The organism is Nonomuraea monospora (assembly GCF_039531895.1).
GTDB lineage: Bacteria > Actinomycetota > Actinomycetes > Streptosporangiales > Streptosporangiaceae > Nonomuraea > Nonomuraea monospora.
In genome coordinates, this window is sequence record NZ_BAAAQX010000021.1 from 125,652 (window position 1) to 142,379 (window position 16,728).

A 16,728-nucleotide genomic window follows, 5' to 3' on the forward strand; every position below is an offset into this window, starting at 1 on the left:
CGGTGCACCTCCCGCAGACGGCGCGCCCTCCAGAGGCGGCGCGCCCCTTGGCGGCGGCGCAGCCCTCGGAGGCGGCACGTCCCTCGGAGGCGGCACGTCCCTCGGTGATGGCGCGCCCCCTGGAGGTGGCGCGGTCCCGAGAGGCGACGCAGCCCTCGGAGGCGGCGCGACCCTCGGTGGTGGCGCGCCCCCTGGTGGTGGCGCGTCTTCCGGTGGCGGCACGTCCCTCGGTGGCGGCACGTCCCCCAGAGGCAGCGCGACCCGCACAGGCGGCGCATCCCTTCGAGGCGGTGCGGCCCCCGGAGGTGGGGCGGCCCCCGGAGTTGGGGCGGACTCTCGGTCGGGGGGCAGGAGTTGGGGCCGTAAGGGGTTGCTTGTCGGGGTGGGGGTCATGGGGTGGGCTCCGGGGTGAGGGCGGTGACGAAGTCGACCAGCACGCGCCACTGATCGGCCAGCCCGTGCGGCACCTCCCCCAGCGGATCCTTGAAGAAGAACGCCAGCTCGGGCAGCGGCCCGGCGCGCCCCGCGCGATGGGCGGCGGCCGTGAGCCGGGCCAGGTCCAGGACGAGGGGCGCCGCGAGCGCGGAGTCGCACCCGTGCCAGGTGAACTCCATCCGCATGCCCGTCCCCAGGAACCCCTCGAACGTCACCAGATCCCACGCGGTCTTGAAGTCCCCCAGATCCTCCAGGTAGTCGATGCGGGTCTCCCCCTGCGGCAGGTAGCCGAGCGTCTCGGGCAGGACGCGCTGCTTGCTGGCGGACTTGGCGGCGTTCGCGCCCGGCTGGGCGAGGTTGGCGCCGTCGCCGCCGCCCAGCAGGTTGACGCCCGACCAGGTGCGCACCCGCAGGTTGCGCTGCGCGAACATGGGCGCCAGCACCGACTTGACCAGCGTCTCCCCCGTCTTCCCGTCGTGCCCGGCGTACGGGAGGCCCTGCTCGCGGGCGAGCGTGTCCAGGGCGGGCAGGCGGGCGCCCGCACTGGGGGTGAAGTCGACGTACGGGCAGCCGGCGGACAGGGCGGCGTAGGCGGCCAGCGAGCTGGGCGGCAGCACCGGCGATGCGACGGAGTCCGCAGCCGGGTCCGCAGCCGGGTCCGCGGCGGAGTCCACGCCGGGGTCCACGCCGGGGTCCACGCCGGGGTCCACGCCGGGGTCCACGCCGGGGTCCACGCCGGGGTCCACGCCGGGGTCCACGCCGGAGTCCGCGCCTGACAGCGCGGCGCGCAGGTCGGCGAGTGAGGCGTGGGCGGGGTGCGGCGGCGGGACGGGCTCGGTGGTCGAGACGTTGATGACGATGACGCGTTCCAGGTCGTGCCGGCGGCGGAAGCTCTCGAGGTCGGCCGCGATCTCGCGGGCCGTCTCCGCCTGGGTGGCGGCGGCGGGCAGCGGCCGTACGTTCTGCTCGACGGCGGCCAGGTCGTCCTTCACGGCCAGCGCGAGCGCCGCCGGCACCACCCCCGAACCCGCCAGCTCGGCCGCCTTCTTCTCCAGCGGCACCGACGTGACGTCGTGCCCGCCGAAGACGAGGTCGCCGATGCCGGGGCGGACGCGTTCGCGCAGGGCGGGCGACTCCAGGACGCAGCCCGTCGGGGCAGTCAGGCCCGCGCGGACGGCCAGGGCTCCGATCATGCTCGTGACGGCGACCGATCCGCGTGCTCCGATCAGCCAGGTTCCCGTTCTCATGTGGTCTCCTTCGCGGCCGGGACAGCTTCTTGTCCCGGGGGGTGATCAGCGTCGAAGGCCGAGGAGGGCGGGGTGGCCCGCCGGCCGGTGAACCGCGTGATCGGCCTGTGTCACGCGTCCTCCATGTTCGTCGGGCGGCTGCCGTTCGGCGGCGCGCGTCATGATCGGACATTGTGCTTAGGATCCGCTCGAAAGGGCCGCCGTTCAAGCGTGGTCAGGGCTTGTTCTGGCTCTTGAGGTCGAAAACGCAGACGCCCCCCGCCGCGCGCAGACGCGGACGGGGGGCGGGGGCAGTGACGGGGTCAGCCCTTGAGGCCGCCGCTGAGCAGGTCCAGCCGCCAGAATCGCTGCAGGAACAGCAGCAACGCGATGAGCGGGATGACCGACACGGCGGCCCCGACGATCGCGATGCCATAAAGAGCAGGCTCGGATGAGCCCTTGGCCAGCAACGTGTACAAACCAACAGTGATCGGGAATCGCGACTCGTCCGACAACATGATGTACGGCAACAGGAAGTTGTTCCACGTCCCCACGAACTGCAACATGAAGATCGTCACCATCCCCGGAAGCATCATCGGCAACCCGATGGCCCCGAAGATCCGATATTCGCTGGCCCCGTCGATCCGGGCCGCTTCCAGGGTCGCGTCCGGCACGGACGACAAGGCGTACACACGCGCCAGATAGATCCCGAACGGCGAGATGAGGCTGGGCAGCAGAACGGACCAGTAACTGCCGACCAGGTTGGTCTCGGACATGATGAGGTACTGCGGAATGGCCAGCGTCATGCCCGGTACCAGCACCCCCGCCAGAATGGCGTAGAAAAGCAAGGTGCGCCCGCGGAAGTCGTACTTGGCCATGGCATATCCGGCCAGGGTGGAGATGAGGGTGGAGGCGGCTGAGCCGACGACGGCGTAGAGGGCGCTGTTGGCGGCCCACAGGAGGAAGCGGCCGTCGCCGTAGGAGAACAGGTCGCGCAGGTTGTCGAGCAGCCCGGTGCCGGGGGCGAAGGTGAAGGTGGAGAAGAGTTCGCCGCTGGACTTGGTGGCGGCGACGACGACCCAGGCGACCGGCACCAGGCAGTAGAGGGCGCCGACGAGCAGGACGACGGTGGGCAGGATCTTGGCGCGCTGGTGGGGAAGCAGGCCGGTCCCGGTCGTCATGACAGGCCTCCCGAGGCGCGCTTCTGGGTGAGTTTCAGGAGGACGACGGAGACGACGAGGGTGCCGGCGGCCAGGATGACGGAGGCGGCCGAGGCGAGGGGGAGGTCGTCGCGGATGAAGGCGTCGCGGTAGATGTGCATCAGCGGGACCCAGGTCTGGGAGATCTCGGTGGTCATCGGGGCGAGCGTGGTGGGCTCGCCGTACACCTGGAGGGTGCCGATGAGGGCGAACAGGCCGGTCAGGACGAGCGCGGGCGCGACGAGGGGGATCTTGACGTGCCAGGCGATGCGCCATTCTGAGGCGCCGTCGATGCGGGCGGCGTCGGAGAGCTCGGCGGGAATGCCGCGCAGGGACGTGAAGATGATGATCATGTTGAAGCCGACGCCGCCCCAGATGGCGATGTTGGCCAGTGACGGGTAGATGCCGTCCCCGGTGAGGAAGGGGATCTCGCCCAGCCCCAGCTCCCTGGTGAGGTAGCTGAAGGGGCTGGTGGAGGGCAGGTACATGAAGCCCCACAGAAGTGAGGCGGTCACGCTGGGGATGGCGTACGGCAGGAAGATCGCCGTACGGGCGAAGCGCCGGCCGCGGGCGCCCGCGTAGTCGAGCAGGAGGGCGAACAGCAGCGCGAGCCCGAGCGTGAGCGGCACGCTGATCGCCCCGTAGAGGGCGAGGCGGCCGAAGCCGGCCCAGAACTCGGCGTCGGTGAGGATCCTGGCGTAGTTGTCGAGGCCGACGAAGACCTCCTGCCGGGTGCCGAAGATGCCGGTTCCGGCCAGCCGCAGGCCGCGGGCGCTGAGGTAGACGGCGTACCCGATGGGGACGGCCAGGAAGGCCAGGAACAGCAGCACCGCCGGGGCGACGAACAGGTACGGCGCCCGCGACCTGCGGCGGGCGCCGGCGGCGTCGGTCACTGCCCGGCGACCTTGAAGCCGGTGGCCGTCATGTCGTCCACGACGACCTGCTGCGTCTTCTGCAGCGCCTGGAGCAGGGGCGTCTTGTCGCGGATGGCGGCGGCCATGGCGTCCTGGAAGGCGCTCTGGGCGGTGCCGACGTTGGGGCCCCAGCTGATGTGCGGGATGGTGCGCTGCGCGGCCTTGGTGGCGACCTCCCAGTAGTCCTTCTGCCCGGACACCAGCTTGGGCGGCTCGCTGGAGGCGGTGGCCTGCTGGCCGGCCAGCGACGCCGGGTACTCGCCCGCGGCGATCTGGATGTCGTAGGCGGCCTTGTCGGTGTTCATCCACTTGGCGAAGGTGGCGGCGGCCTGGGTGTGCTTGGAGTTCTTGGTGACGGCGATGGCGCTGCCGCCCTGGAAGGCGACCCGGTCGTCGCCGGGGGTCCACTGGGGCAGCGGCGCGATGGCCCAGTCGCCGGCCTGCTTCTCGGCGATGCCGTACAGGACGCCCGGGGCCCACAGGGCGCTCGGCCAGCTCAGGATGTTGCCCTTGTTGAGCTGGTTGTTCCATTCGGGGGTGAGCAGGGGCTGGGCCTTGACGAGGTCCTTGTCGATGAGGCCCTGCCAGTAGGCGGCGACCTCGGTGGAGGCGGCGTCGGCGATGCCGACCGTCCACGTCTGGTCCTGGACCTTCCACCAGGTGGCGCCGGCCTGCTGGGCCAGCCCGGCGAAGTTGCCGAACTCGGCGGGGGCGAAGGTGGCGAGGTAGGCGTCGGGATCCTTCTTGCGGACGTCGGCGGCCACGGTGGCGAACTCCTGCCACGTCTTCGGCACGTCGATCTTCAGCTCGTCGAAGCGTTTCCTGTTGTAGACCATGACCATCGGGCCGACGTCCTGGGGCACGCCGTAGACGGCGCCGTCGAAGCTGGTCAGCGACCACACCTCGGGCGTGAAGGCGTCCTTGATGTCGGCGGTGTGGGTGGAGATGTCGGCCAGCGCGCCCGCGACGATCATGGCGGGGATCGTCTGGTACTCCAGGCAGGTGGCGTCGGGGGCGTTGCCCGCGCGGCTGGCCGTGAGCAGCTTGGTCGCGGTGTCGGTGCCGCCGCCGGCGTCGGTGTGCTTGACCTGGATGTCCGGATGGGCCTTGTTGAAGGCCGCGACCTTCTCCTTCTGGCCGGCGCTCCAGCACCAGAAGTTGAGCGTGACCGGTCCGGTCTGCGCCGCCTGCGTCGCGGCGGCGTCCCCGCCCGCGTCCGTTCCCGTGCCCGATGAGCAGGCGGCCAGGACGACGGCCAGTCCGAGCGCCGTGATCGAGCCGGAGACCCCTCTGTTACGCATCCCGCGTCTCCTTCCACGCAAAGTCCCAGAGTTGGCTTTGCAGGGAAGCCAACTTAGAGAAGAAGTGAGGCGCATGTCACTACTTGTGCACAAATTACGTGAGTGTTATGTGACACCGAGCGCGTGTTAGCTTTGGCGCGAAGCTAAGCGGAGGAGGCTGGCGCTGATGGTGGTTGGGCCCCGAAGATGGGGCGGCATGTGGGACGCCTTGCCCGACGCCGCACGCTCCATCGTCAAGGAGCTGATCATCCACGGCCCGCAGTCCAGGACCGCGCTGGCCAAGACCCTGCACCTGTCCACCGGGAGCCTGACCCGGCTGACCAAGCCCCTGGTCGACGCGGGGCTGCTGGTCGAGGGCGAGGTGGTGCACGACCCGGTCAATGGCCGGCCGACCCGCCCCCTCGACGTGGCCGCGGGCGAGCACCGGTTCCTGGGGCTGAAGCTGACCGCGGACCGCGTGCACGCGGTCGTCACGGACCTGCGGGCCGAGGTGATCGCGGGCCGCGACGAGGCGATCACCGACCGCGCCCCGGAGGCGGTCTGCCTCCAGGCCAGACGACTGCTGGACGAGCTGACGGGCGGGCTGGGCGGCGGGTTGCCCACCGGGGCGATCGCGCCCGTCGGGGCGGGCATCACGATCGGCGGCAACGCGCGCGCCTCCACGCAGATCGGCGGCGAGCAGCTCGTGGACGCGCCGTACCTGGGCTGGGAGCAGGTGGAGCTGCGCCCGCTGATGGAGCGCGCGCTGGGCGTGCCGTGCGTGGTCAAGAACGACGTGGCGGCGCTGGCGCACCAGCACCACTGGTTCGGCCCAGGACGCGGCCTGCGGGACTTCGCGCTGGTCACGATAGGCGCGGGCATCGGCTACGCGCTCATCGTGCACGACCACCTGGTGGCCGCGGCCGAGGCGGACCTGGGCATGTTCGGCCACCTGGTGCTGCATCCCGGCGGGCCGCTGTGCCCGGAGGGGCACCGGGGGTGCGCGGCGGCGTACCTGTCGAGCTGGTCGATCGAGGGCACCGTCGGGCAGGCGCTGCGGCGGGAGGTCGGCTACGACGAGGTGATGCGGCTGGCCGCGGCGGGCGACCGGGTGTGCCTGTCCGTGGTGCGTGAGGCGGCGCAGGCCCTGGGCAGGCTCATCGCGATGGTGGCGACGATGTCCATGGTCAAGACCGTGGTCCTGGCGGGCGAGGGCGTGGAGCTGGCCCGCATCGCCAAGGACGAGCTGGGCCGGGCCCTGACCGCCAACCGGCGCGGCGTGCCGGGTTCGGTGAACGTGGTCATCGAGGCCGACGACTTCCGCGAGTGGGCCCGCGGCGGCGCCGTCGTGGCCATCCAGAGTTTCGTCACCGGCAGCGACTGAGGAGGACATCACAGGTGAAGCGGCATTCGGCCAGGCTCGGCGACCTCTGGGTCGGCGTCAACTTCTGGTCCAGGGCGGGCGGGCCGCGCATGTGGCGCTCCTACGATCCTGACGTGGTCTCCGCGGAGCTGGCGGTCATGCGCGAGCACGGCATGACCGTCACCAGGAGCTTCTTCTACTGGCCCGACTTCATGCCCACCCCCGGCAGCCTGGACGAGGAGCTCATCGCCCGCTACGCCGACTTCCTCGACCGGCACGAGGCGCTCGGCATGCGCACGATCCCGACGTTCATCGTCGGCCACATGTCGGGGCAGAACTGGGACCCGGCCTGGCGGCAGGGCCGCGACCTGTTCGGTGACGTGTGGTTCGTGGCCCGCCAGGCCTGGTACGTGCGCGAGCTGACGTCCCGCTTCAAGGACCATCCGGCCGTCGCCGCGTGGCTGCTGACCAACGAGATCCCCATCTACGGCGACTGGCGCTCGCGCGGCATCGGCACGCTCGACCACGAGCAGGTGACGAGCTGGGCGCAGCTCCTCATCGACGCGGTCCGCGCCGGCGGCGGCACCCAGCCGGTCTCGATCGGCGACGGCGCGTGGGGCGTGGAGGTCACCGGCAACGACAACGGCTTCCGGGTGCGTGAGCTGGCCGGGCTGGTCGACTTCCTCGGCCCGCACGTCTACCGGATGGAGACGGACGCCGTACGGCAGCATCTCGGCGCGGCGTTCGTGTGCGAGCTGCTCGATCTCGGCGGCGAGCCGGTGGTCATGGAGGAGTTCGGCCTCACCAGCGACTACACCAGCGAGGTGAACGCGGCCCACTACTACCGGCAGGTCCTGCACAACACGCTGCTGGCGGGCGCGACCGGCTGGCTGGCGTGGAACAACACCGACTACGACGACCTGTGGGCGGACGAGCCGTACAGCCATCACCCGTTCGAGATGCACTTCGGGCTGGTGGACGCCGCCGGGCGGCCGAAGGCGCAGGCCAGGGAGGTGCGCGACTTCGCGGCCCTGATCGAGCGGGTGGATCTGCGGCGCTGCTCCCGTCCCGACGCGGAGGCGGCGCTGGTCGTCTCGTCGTACCTGGAGAGCCGCTATCCGTTCACGCAGCCGCGTGACGCCACGGTGGTCTTCGACGTGTGCAGGCAGGCGTACGTGGCGGCCCGCGAGGCCGATCTGGCCGTCGGCGTGGCCAGGGAGAAGGACGGCATCCCGGACGACTGCCGGCTGTATCTGCTGCCGTCGGCCAAGCAGCTCACCGCGCCCGGCTGGCGCGCGCTGCTGGAGCGGGCCCGCGCCGGGGCGACCGTGTACGCGTCCTGGTTCGCGGGCGAGCACGACAACCAGCGCGGCTCCTGGTGGCCGGGCCTGGACGAGATGTTCGGGGTGCGCAAGCAGTCGCGGTACGGCCTGGTCGAGCCCATCCCCGGCGACACGGTCACGCTGACCATGACCGCCGCGCTGGGCGACCTGAAGGCCGGCGACGAGCTGGTGTTCCCGGTGGCGGGGACGGCGAACTCGCGCTCGTACCTGCCGGTCGAGCCGGACGGAGCGAGCGGGGCGCAGGTGCTGGCCAGGGACGCCGCGGGCAGGCCCGCGCTGCTGCGGCACGCCGTCGGGGCGGGCTGGATGGTGCTGGCGACCTACCCTCTGGAGTACATGGCGGCGGTCACGCCGCACGCCAACCCCGAGCCCACCTGGCGCCTGTACCGGGCGCTGGCCGCCGAGTCGGGCGTGGAAACGCCTGTGTCGTTCGAGACGCCGCTGGTCAGCGCCGCGCTGATGCGGCACGAGGACGGCCGCGTGTTCGTGTGGTGCGTCAGCCAGTGCGACGCCGAGCTCAAGGCCGCGCCGTCGGTGCGCGGCGGGGTGCTGCGCGACGAGGACGGCGCGCCGGTCAGTGTCGTCGAGCTGCCGCCGTACGGGGTGCGCGTCCTGGAGCTGGCATGAGGATCACCGACGTCGAGGTGCTGGTCACCAGCCCGGGACGGAACTTCGTGACGCTGCGCGTGCACACCGACGAGGGTTTGTACGGGCTCGGCGACGCCACGCTCAACGGCCGCGAGCTGGCCGTCGCCGCCTACCTGCGCGACCATGTGGCGCCCTGTCTGATCGGCCGCAACCCGTTCCAGGTCGAGGACATCTGGCAGTTCCTCTACCGCGGCGCCTACTGGCGGCGCGGCCCCGTCACGATGACCGCGATCGGCGCGGTCGACATGGCGCTGTGGGACATCAAGGGCAAGGCGCTGAACGTGCCCGTCTACGAGCTGCTGGGCGGCGCGAGCAGGACCGGCGTCCTGGTGTACGGGCACGCCAACGGCCACAGCGCCGGCGAGGCCGTGGAGGCGGTCGGGCGGTACCTGGACCTGGGGTACAAGGCGGTCCGTGTGCAGGCGGGGGTGCCGGGGCTGACCGGCACGTACGGCGTGGGCAGGGGTGAGCTGTTCTACGAGCCGGCCGAGGCGGGGCTGCCCGCGGAGGACGTCTGGAGCACCGAGAAGTACCTGGCCACGGTGCCGTCGCTGTTCGCCAGGGTGCGCGAGGAGTACGGCGACGAGGTGCACCTGCTGCACGACGCCCACCACCGGCTCACCCCGATCCAGGCGGGCAGGCTGGGGCGGGAGCTGGAGCCGTACCATCTGTTCTGGCTGGAGGACGTGGCGCCCGCCGAGCAGCAGGAGGCCTTCAGGTTGATCCGGCAGCACACCACGACGCCGCTCGCGGTCGGGGAGATCTTCAGCACCGTTCACGACGCGACGCTGCTGCTGCGCGAGTACCTCATCGACTACCTGCGGATGACGGTGGTGCACGGCGGCGGGATCACCCATCTGCGCACCGCGGCGGCGTACGCGGCGGTGCACCAGGTGCGCACCGGTTGCCACGGCGCCACCGACCTGTCGCCCGTCACGATGGCGGCGGCGCTGCACTTCGACCTGTCCATCCCGAACTTCGGGATCCAGGAGTACATGCGGCACACCGCCGAGACCGACGAGGTCTTCCCGCACGCCTACACCTTCTCGGACGGGTACCTGCATCCGGGCGAAGCTCCAGGGCTGGGCGTGGACTACCGGGACGATTTGGCGGAGCGGTACCCGTACCAGCGGGCCTACCTGCCGGTCAGCCGCCTGGAGGACGGCACCATGTTCAACTGGTGAGCGTCAGGCCCGGGTGCGGGCCATGAGCAGGGCGACGTCGTCCTCGGCGGGGCCGTCGCCCACGATCGCGCCGACCACGGCGGCGCACAGGCCCTCCAGCGTCGGCAGCGCCGCCGCGCCCGCCAGGGCCGTGCCCAGCCTGGCCATGCCGGCGTCCAGGTCGGCCTGGCGCGTCTCGATGAGGCCGTCGGTGTAGAGGGCGAGCACGGTCCCGGCGTCCAGGTGCAGGTCGTGCGACTCGAACGCGCCCAGCCCGAGGCCGATCGGGGTGCCGCTGGGCAGCGGCGGGAACGTCACCTCGCCCGACGGCGACACCACCGCGGGCGGCGGATGCCCGGCGGCGGCCATGGTGCAGCGGCGGGTGGCCGGGTCGTAGATCGCGTACAGGCAGGTGGCGCCCGCCGCGTCGAGGTCGCCGCAGGAGTCCTCGACCACCAGCCGGTCCAGGTGCGCGAGCAGCTCGTGCGGGTCCAGCCCCAGGTACGACAGGGTGCGGACGGCGGTGCGCAGCCGGCCCATGGTGGCGGCGGCGTTGATGCCGTGCCCGGTCACGTCGCCGACGACCAGGGCGATGCGGGCGCCGGGCAGGCGGATGGCGTCGTACCAGTCGCCGCCGACGCCCTCGTGCACGTCGGAGGGCAGGTAGCGGGAGGCCACCTCGACGGCGGCGCCGCCGGACAGGTGGCGCGGCAGCAGGTCGCGCTGCAGCGCGAGCGCGGTGTTGCGCTCGCGCGTGTAGCGGCGCGCGTTGTCCAGGCTCAGCGCGGCCCGCGCGACCAGCTCCTCGGCCAGCAGCAGGTCGTCCCTGGTGAACGCCGCGGGGTTGGCGTTGCGGACGAACACCGCCACGCCCAGGATGTCGCCGCGCGCCTCCAGCGGGACGATGATCAGCGTGTGCATGCCGGTGCCGTGGATGATCCGCGCCCGGTCGGGGTCCTGGCCGAGCCAGCTCCCCGGCGAGGTGTCCAGCACGGCCTCGAAGTGCGGCCGGCGCGAGGCCAGCACCTTCGTGAACGGCGAGTCGGGCGGCACGAACACGGCTGCCCCGATGGGCCACAGCGACTCGGGGATCCCGTCGTGGACGGAGGCCACGCCCGCCCGGCGGAAGACCGGGACGCTGACCTCCGTGGCGGCCAGCCGCTGCAGCGGCTCGGCGTCCGGGAGCGTCGCCTCGGACAGGTCGACGGTCACGTAGTCGGCCAGAACGGGCACGGCCAGGTCGGCCAGCTCCTGCGCGGTCCTGCCCACGTCCAGGGTGCTGCCGATCCGGATGCTGGCCTCGCGCAGCAGGGCCAGGCGGTCCCTGGCCCTGCTGTGGCTGATGTCCAGGGCCAGCGAGCAGACGCCCAGGGGCCTGCCCTCCATGCCCTCCAGGCGGAACAGCGAGGTCGACAGCATGCGTTCCTGGCTGCCGTCGGGAGCCGACCAGCGGGCCTCGCGGTCGATCATGGGGGCGCCGTCGGCGAGCACCCTGCGCATCGCCTCCTTCGCGGCCTCGGTGTCCGTGCCGGGGATGGGGTCGGCCAGGGAGCGGCCGATGCGGTAGTGGGGGAAGACGTCCTCCAGGTTCGCCGCCGCCGCGTTCAGCCAGACGCAGCGCAGGTCCTTGTCCCAGATGGCCATGGCCACCGGGAAGTGGCTGATGAGCGCCTCCAGCAGGGAGCCCGTGCGGCCGGACAGGTCGTCGGCGGCGGGGATGGCCGAGACCAGCCACGACTCCCCCGCCCTGGCGGTGGCCAGCGGGGCGACCTCGGCGCGCACCACGATCCTGCCGCCGTCCCGCCGCCGCAGCTCCACCAGGCCCGCGCCGTTGCCAGGCCGCCAGCCGGGGTCGGCGCCGGGCAGGAGGAGCGTGGTGACGGGGCGGCCCAGGATGGCGGCGGCGGGGTAGCCGGTGAGGTCCTCGGCCGACCGGGTCCAGCCGATCATGATGCCGTCGGCGTCGATCACGGCGACCGCTGGGAACGCCCCTCTTGTGTCGCTGTCGGAGGTGCTCATCGGATCACCCATCCGTGCTCAAGAAGCCCCAGAATAGTCCCGCTGACCTGCGACACTCCTCCTCTTGACCAAGGTTTGCCCTGACATATGGGGATACGCGGCACCATGCGGGCTCCTGGCCCGGGGCCTCATCACGCCGACCGCCGCGAGGCCACCGCGCCCCGGCCATCATTGATCTTCGAAGTGCCGCCCTTAGCCTTGCCCCGCGCGGGGCAGCCAGCACCGCATGGGCGAGTACGAACACGGGCAGAGGCGGCACTCCCCCGCCGTGCTCGAAGACCCGCTGCTGAACAAGGACACCGCGTTCAGCGCGGCGGAGCGGGCGAGTCTGGGGCTGGACGGGCTGATCCCGCCGGTCGTCGAGAGCCTGCACGAGCAGGCGGCCCGCGCGTACATGCAGTACGGCCGCCAGCCGACCGACCTGGCCAGGAGCATCTTCCTGTCCGGCCTCCAGGACCGTAACGAGGTGCTCTTCTACCGGGTGCTGAGCGACCACCTGCGCGAGCTGCTGCCCATCGTGTACGACCCCACGATCGCCCAGGTGATCGAGAACTACAGCCGCGAGTACCGCCGCCCCCGTGGCGTCTACCTGTCGATCGACGACCCCGGCGGCATCGAGCGGGCCCTGCGCAACTTCGGCCTCGGCGCGGGCGACGTGGACCTCATCGTGGCCTCCGACGCCGAGCAGATCCTCGGCATCGGCGACTGGGGGCTCGGCGGCGGGGCGGGCATCACGGCGGGCAAGCTGGCCGTCTACACGGCGGCGGCCGGGATCGACCCCGCCCGGGTCATCCCCGTGGCGCTGGACGTCGGCACCGACAACGAGGCGCTCCTGAACGGCCCCTTCTACGTGGGCGAGCGGCACGCGCGGGTCCGCGGCGAGCGCTACGACGCCTTCATCGACGCCTACGTCTCGACGGCCACCCGCCTGTTCCCGCAGGCGCTGCTGCACTGGGAGGACTTCGGCCCGTCCAACGCCCGCCGCATCCTGGAGCGCTACACCGGCCGCGTCCCGACCTTCAACGACGACATGCAGGGCACCGGCGCGATCGTGCTGGCGGCCGTGCTGGGCGCGATGCGCGTCACCGGTCAGCGCCTGCGGGATCAGCGCGTGGTGGTGTTCGGCGCGGGCACGGCCGGGATCGGCATCGCCGACCAGCTCAGGGACGCGATGGCGCGCGACGGCCTGGACGAGGAGGAGGCGGTCCGCCGCGTCTGGGCGGTGGACAAGCAGGGCCTGCTGACCCAGGACGTGGCCGGGCTGCGCGACTTCCAGCGCCCCTACGCCCGCCCGCCCGCCGAGACCGAGGGCTGGGCCAGGGACGAGGACGGCGGCATCGGGCTGGCCGAGGTGGTGGCCCGCGTCCAGCCGACGATGCTGCTGGGCACCTCGACGGCGCGGGGCGCGTTCACCGAGGACGTCGTGCGCTCGATGAAGGCCGGGCGGCCGATCGTCTTCCCGCTGTCCAACCCGACCGAGCGCATGGAGGCCGCGCCGGACGACCTGCTCCGCTGGACCGGCGGGCGGGCCCTGGTGGCGACCGGGGTGCCGGTCGAGCCGATCCCGTACGACGGGGTGGACCACTCGATCGCCCAGGCCAACAACGCGCTGCTGTACCCGGGGGTGGGCCTGGGCGTGGTCGTGTCGCGGGCGAGGCGGGTCAGCGACGGCATGCTGCGGGCGGCGGCCGAGGCGGTGGCGGGCATGGTGGACGTGTCGGCGCCGGGCGCGTCGCTGCTGCCGGAGGTGGAGAACCTGCGTGCGGTCTCGGCCACGGTCGCCGTCGCGGTGGCCAGGCAGGCGGCCGAGGAGGGCCTGGCCAGGGTGGCCCTGGACGACCCCGTCCAGCAGGTCCAGGACGCGATGTGGCAGCCACGCTACCGTCCGTCTCCCTCCGGCGACGGGGGCGGCGCGGAAAGCTGACGTTTGCCGATCTTCGGCGGGGAAAGCTGGAACAGGGCCCGCGGATATCCTCCCGGCCCTCGGCGGGCAGAATGGCGATGATCTTCGAGTTCGAACTACGGTGTCCGATCACGGCCGACCTCGGCCTGATCAGGGATCTGGTACGCCTGCACGGCCGCTACTGCGGCCTGCCCGACCGGCGGCTGGAGGATCTGGTGCTGGCCGTGAACGAGGCGGTCACCAACGTGTTCGACCACGGCGGCCAGTCGGGCCTCATCACCGCGCGCGCCGACGCCGGTCACGTCGTCGTGGACGTCCTCGACTTCGCCGGCCTGCTGACGCACGACCACCTGACCGCCGGCGACCTCGACCGCACCGCCTCGCACGGCTACGGCCTCTGGGTCATCCGGAATTTGTGCGACGAGGTCGTGCTGGAGCACACCGAGCGGGGCTCGCTGCTGAGCCTGCGCTTCCGCCGCCGGCGCCCGGCCGCCGCGGAGGGCCGATCCCGTCAGCCGCTGGAAACAATGATCGCCCACCGCGTTGATCCGGAGCTAGGTTCGACGTATGCGGAACACAGGAACGGGCCCAGGACCCATCACGCCTGACGGCTCCCCCGTCGAGTTCTACAGCAAGCTGGAGGCGGGCGACGAGCCCGGGATCGTGGCTGGGGTCACCCCGCCGGGCGGCTCCGTGCTGGAGCTGGGCGCCGGCGTCGGCCGGGTGACGCACCCGCTCGTCGGCCTGGGCTTTCAGGTGGTGGCGGTGGACGAGTCGCCCGAGATGCTGGCCAGGGTGCGCGGCGCGCGCACGGTGGTCGCCCGGGTGCAGGAGCTGCGGCTCGGCGAACGGTTCGACACGGTCATGCTGGCCTCGCAGCTCGTCAACACGGGGGACGACGCCGCCAGGCAGGCGCTGCTGGCCGCCTGCGCGCGGCACGTCAAGCCCGGCGGCGCGGTCCTGATCCAGTGGATGCCCGCCGAGGCGCACGACCGCTGGCACGTGGGCCTGGGCCGCCAGGACGGCGACATCACGATCACGATGGCGGCCGTCGAGGAGGTCTCGCCCGGCATGTTCCACGCCACCATGCGCTACACGCACGGCGACGACCAGGTGTGGACCCAGTCGTTCTCCTCCAGGCGGCTCACCGACGACGAGCTCGCCGCCGCGCTGGCGGCCGAGGGGCTGCGGCTGGAGCGCTTCCTCACCGACGACCGCACGTGGGTGCTGGCCGTTCCGGACGCCTTTACGACGTAGATCTCCTAAAATACTGGGAAATACTGGGACTGCTGGTACAGTCGCGCCATGAGTGACCGGCTGGACGATCTCGAACGGCGGATCGACGAGCTGCGGGCCGGCGTGCGCAAGGCGATGCGGGTCAGGGACAGCGCGACCGCCCGCGTCCTGCGAGCGGAGTTGCGCAGCACAGAGCGCGCCTGGGACGCCCTGGTCAGCGGCCGGCAGCCGGCCTCCAAGGAGGAGCCGCCGCGGCTGGTCACCGTACGCGAGCAGGTTCACCAGGGGCTGCGGCTGCTCGGCGCCGCCGCCCAGCCCCGGCTGGTCGTGGCCGTCAGCGACGCGTTCTTCGGCGGCACCATCCGCAGCAGCCAGCTCACCAGCCTGCGCAGGGACGAGGAGCGCTCGTTCCGTTCCTCGCCGTTCGGGCGCCCGTACTACCTGTGCGCCGCGCTCACCGACCGCCTCTCCCCCGCCCGCGGCCTGCTCACGCTCAGCACCTGGCCGCTGGAGCGGCGGGTGGTCGGCCCGCTCAGCCTCCGCGTCGACTTCCTGACCTGCGCCATCGCGGTGGCGGAACACTATTCGGAGGACGAGCGGGCGCTGCGCTTACTGGTCCGAATGGCCAGGAACATCCCCGGCGCCACCGACGGCACCCTGGCCCTGCCCGACCCCGCGCAGGTGGTCGAGGCGGCCCGCGCCGAGCTGCGCGTGCACGCGGATCGCGACACGCGGGATCGCGCCGAGCTGGCAGAACGCGCCAAAGCACAGCTCGATGACGCCGCTCGGCTGTTCGGCGCCGCTACGCTGAGCACGATCAAGAAGGAGAAGGCCAAGTGAGCGGCTTGAAGCGCGAAGGCGACCAGGTGCACCGGCTGGACGCGCTGCGGGGCACGACCCCGCAGCAGCCGCACGACGCGCGCGCCATCGCGGCGCTGGCCGCGAACCCCGGCTGCACCCGCCGCGCCCTGATGGACGGCGCCGGCATCGACAAGGACGCCGCCGCCCGGCACCTCGGCTTCCCCGCGCCGTTCGGCCAGTCGCCGTTCGCGATCACGCGCGGCAACCTGTTCGAGGCGCTGGTCAAGGCCGACGGCTGCGCGGAGCTGCTGCGCATGCTGCGCGAGGTGCTCGGCCTGCCCGTCGCCGAGGTGGCCTACCACGACGTGGAGAACATCGGCGCGCACCTGCGGCACGCGCACACCAAGGCGCTGTTCGACCGGGCGGCGCGCGAGGGGCAGGACGCGGGCACCCTGTACGACCATCCGCTGCTCAGCCTGCGCATCGCCGGGCACACCGCGTACCTGGAGCCCGACGTGGTGGCCTTCCAGCTCGGCGGGCGCTTCCACATCGTGGAGATCAAGTCGTTCGCGGTGATCGACGGCCAGGCCGAGCCGTCGGCGGTGGCCGCGGCGGCGCGGCAGGCGGCGGTGTACGTGCTGGCGCTGCGCAACCTGCTGGAGGAGCTGGGCCACGACCCGCTGAAGGTCTCCCACGACGTGGTGCTGGTCTGCCCGGAGAACTTCGCCAACCGGCCGGTCGCGACCCTGGTGGACGTGCGCAAGCAGCTCGCCGTGCTGCGCCGCCAGCTCGCCCGCATGACCACGCTCGACCGGCTGCTCGACGGCCTGCCCGACGACCTCACCCTCGACCTGCTGCCCGACGAGGACGGCCGGCCCACCAGGCCGGTGGCCGAGCTGGCCGACGCTCTGCGCAGGACCACCGCCCGGTACGCGCCCGACTGCCTGTCCACGTGCGACCTGTGCTTCTTCTGCCGCGACGAGGCCCGCCAGGAGGGCGCCTCCGACCTGCTGGGCCGGCAGGTGCGCGACGAGCTGGGCGGGGTCGCCTCGGTGGCCGAGGCGCTGGGCCTGGCCGACGGGTCCCGCGACCCGGCCGAGGGGCAGGAGGAGATCGCCCGGCTGCTCCGCAACGCCGAACGCCTGCGCAGAGAGTGCCTCAATTGACCCCGCCGACGAAGCGCCCTCAGCCGCCTCAG

At 72.2% G+C, this 16,728-nt stretch carries 13 protein-coding genes; 8 read left to right on the forward strand and 5 right to left on the reverse strand.

What is annotated here, in order from left to right:
• Positions 1–389: 389 nt before the first annotated feature.
• The 4 genes from ABD331_RS34695 to ABD331_RS34710 form a co-directional block, all read right to left on the reverse strand.
• Entirely contained in the window at positions 390–1,682 is a 1,293-nt protein-coding gene (locus ABD331_RS34695; protein WP_344484323.1) for an inositol-3-phosphate synthase, read from the reverse strand.
• Positions 1,683–1,984: 302 nt separating this feature from the next.
• Entirely contained in the window at positions 1,985–2,842 is an 858-nt protein-coding gene (locus ABD331_RS34700) for a carbohydrate ABC transporter permease (protein ID WP_344484325.1), read from the reverse strand.
• Entirely contained in the window at positions 2,839–3,753 is a 915-nt protein-coding gene (locus ABD331_RS34705; protein WP_344484327.1) for a carbohydrate ABC transporter permease, read from the reverse strand. The genes ABD331_RS34700 and ABD331_RS34705 overlap by 4 nt, the downstream gene beginning before the upstream one ends.
• Positions 3,750–5,075 carry an ABC transporter substrate-binding protein gene (locus tag ABD331_RS34710; protein ID WP_344484330.1) on the reverse strand — a complete coding sequence of 442 codons (1,326 nt, stop codon included), beginning with the start codon at positions 5,073–5,075 and terminating at the stop codon, positions 3,750–3,752. Before ABD331_RS34710 ends, ABD331_RS34705 begins: the two co-directional genes overlap by 4 nt.
• Positions 5,076–5,271: 196 nt before the next feature.
• Here ABD331_RS34710 and ABD331_RS34715 point away from each other — a divergent pair, with 196 nt between their 5' ends.
• Genes ABD331_RS34715 through manD form a run of 3 tightly spaced genes read left to right on the forward strand, consistent with a single transcriptional unit; the run spans position 5,272 to position 9,592 of the window.
• Positions 5,272–6,438, forward strand: a complete 1,167-nt coding sequence (locus tag ABD331_RS34715; protein ID WP_344484333.1) for an ROK family protein — start codon at positions 5,272–5,274, stop codon at positions 6,436–6,438.
• 14 nt (positions 6,439–6,452) lie between these two features.
• The gene (locus ABD331_RS34720; RefSeq protein WP_344484335.1) at positions 6,453–8,387 is read left to right on the forward strand and encodes a glycoside hydrolase 5 family protein; all 1,935 of its coding nucleotides are present in this window, start codon (positions 6,453–6,455) and stop codon (positions 8,385–8,387) included.
• The gene (manD, locus tag ABD331_RS34725; protein ID WP_344484338.1) at positions 8,384–9,592 is read left to right on the forward strand and encodes a D-mannonate dehydratase ManD; all 1,209 of its coding nucleotides are present in this window, start codon (positions 8,384–8,386) and stop codon (positions 9,590–9,592) included. Before ABD331_RS34720 ends, manD begins: the two co-directional genes overlap by 4 nt.
• A 3-nt stretch (positions 9,593–9,595) precedes the next feature.
• Here manD and ABD331_RS34730 read toward each other — a convergent pair whose 3' ends face one another.
• Positions 9,596–11,590: a SpoIIE family protein phosphatase gene (locus tag ABD331_RS34730; RefSeq protein ID WP_344484341.1), complete on the reverse strand. Its 1,995-nt coding sequence runs from the start codon at positions 11,588–11,590 to the stop codon at positions 9,596–9,598.
• A 226-nt stretch (positions 11,591–11,816) separates the two neighbouring features.
• Between ABD331_RS34730 and ABD331_RS34735 the strand changes: the two genes are divergently transcribed.
• The 5 genes from ABD331_RS34735 to ABD331_RS34755 all read left to right on the forward strand — a co-directional run bounded on the left by ABD331_RS34735 (position 11,817) and on the right by ABD331_RS34755 (position 16,696).
• On the forward strand, positions 11,817–13,514 hold the full coding sequence (locus ABD331_RS34735; RefSeq protein ID WP_344484344.1) for an NAD-dependent malic enzyme: 1,698 nt from the start codon (positions 11,817–11,819) through the stop codon (positions 13,512–13,514).
• 77 nt (positions 13,515–13,591) lie between these two features.
• The gene (locus ABD331_RS34740; protein WP_344484347.1) at positions 13,592–14,101 is read left to right on the forward strand and encodes an ATP-binding protein; all 510 of its coding nucleotides are present in this window, start codon (positions 13,592–13,594) and stop codon (positions 14,099–14,101) included.
• On the forward strand, positions 14,061–14,750 hold the full coding sequence (locus ABD331_RS34745) for a class I SAM-dependent methyltransferase (protein WP_344484350.1): 690 nt from the start codon (positions 14,061–14,063) through the stop codon (positions 14,748–14,750). The genes ABD331_RS34740 and ABD331_RS34745 overlap by 41 nt, the downstream gene beginning before the upstream one ends.
• A gap of 48 nt (positions 14,751–14,798) precedes the next feature.
• A complete protein-coding gene (locus ABD331_RS34750; RefSeq protein WP_344484354.1) occupies positions 14,799–15,569 on the forward strand; it encodes a hypothetical protein in 771 nt (256 codons plus the stop codon).
• Positions 15,566–16,696 carry a hypothetical protein gene (locus ABD331_RS34755; RefSeq protein ID WP_344484357.1) on the forward strand — a complete coding sequence of 377 codons (1,131 nt, stop codon included), beginning with the start codon at positions 15,566–15,568 and terminating at the stop codon, positions 16,694–16,696. The genes ABD331_RS34750 and ABD331_RS34755 overlap by 4 nt, the downstream gene beginning before the upstream one ends.
• Positions 16,697–16,728 lie beyond the last annotated feature (32 nt).

Bases quoted from the DNA above. Each gene is read 5' to 3' on its own strand.
- ABD331_RS34750 (WP_344484354.1), top strand. From the start codon at position 14,799: ATGAGTGACCGGCTGGACGATCTCGAACGGCGGATCGACGAGCTGCGG.
- ABD331_RS34695 (WP_344484323.1), bottom strand. From the start codon at position 1,682: ATGAGAACGGGAACCTGGCTGATCGGAGCACGCGGATCGGTCGCCGTC.
- manD (WP_344484338.1), top strand. From the start codon at position 8,384: ATGAGGATCACCGACGTCGAGGTGCTGGTCACCAGCCCGGGACGGAAC.
- ABD331_RS34715 (WP_344484333.1), top strand. From the start codon at position 5,272: ATGTGGGACGCCTTGCCCGACGCCGCACGCTCCATCGTCAAGGAGCTG.
- ABD331_RS34700 (WP_344484325.1), bottom strand. From the start codon at position 2,842: ATGACGACCGGGACCGGCCTGCTTCCCCACCAGCGCGCCAAGATCCTG.
- ABD331_RS34740 (WP_344484347.1), top strand. From the start codon at position 13,592: ATGATCTTCGAGTTCGAACTACGGTGTCCGATCACGGCCGACCTCGGC.
- ABD331_RS34710 (WP_344484330.1), bottom strand. From the start codon at position 5,075: ATGCGTAACAGAGGGGTCTCCGGCTCGATCACGGCGCTCGGACTGGCC.
- ABD331_RS34730 (WP_344484341.1), bottom strand. From the start codon at position 11,590: ATGAGCACCTCCGACAGCGACACAAGAGGGGCGTTCCCAGCGGTCGCC.
- ABD331_RS34735 (WP_344484344.1), top strand. From the start codon at position 11,817: ATGGGCGAGTACGAACACGGGCAGAGGCGGCACTCCCCCGCCGTGCTC.
- ABD331_RS34745 (WP_344484350.1), top strand. From the start codon at position 14,061: ATGCGGAACACAGGAACGGGCCCAGGACCCATCACGCCTGACGGCTCC.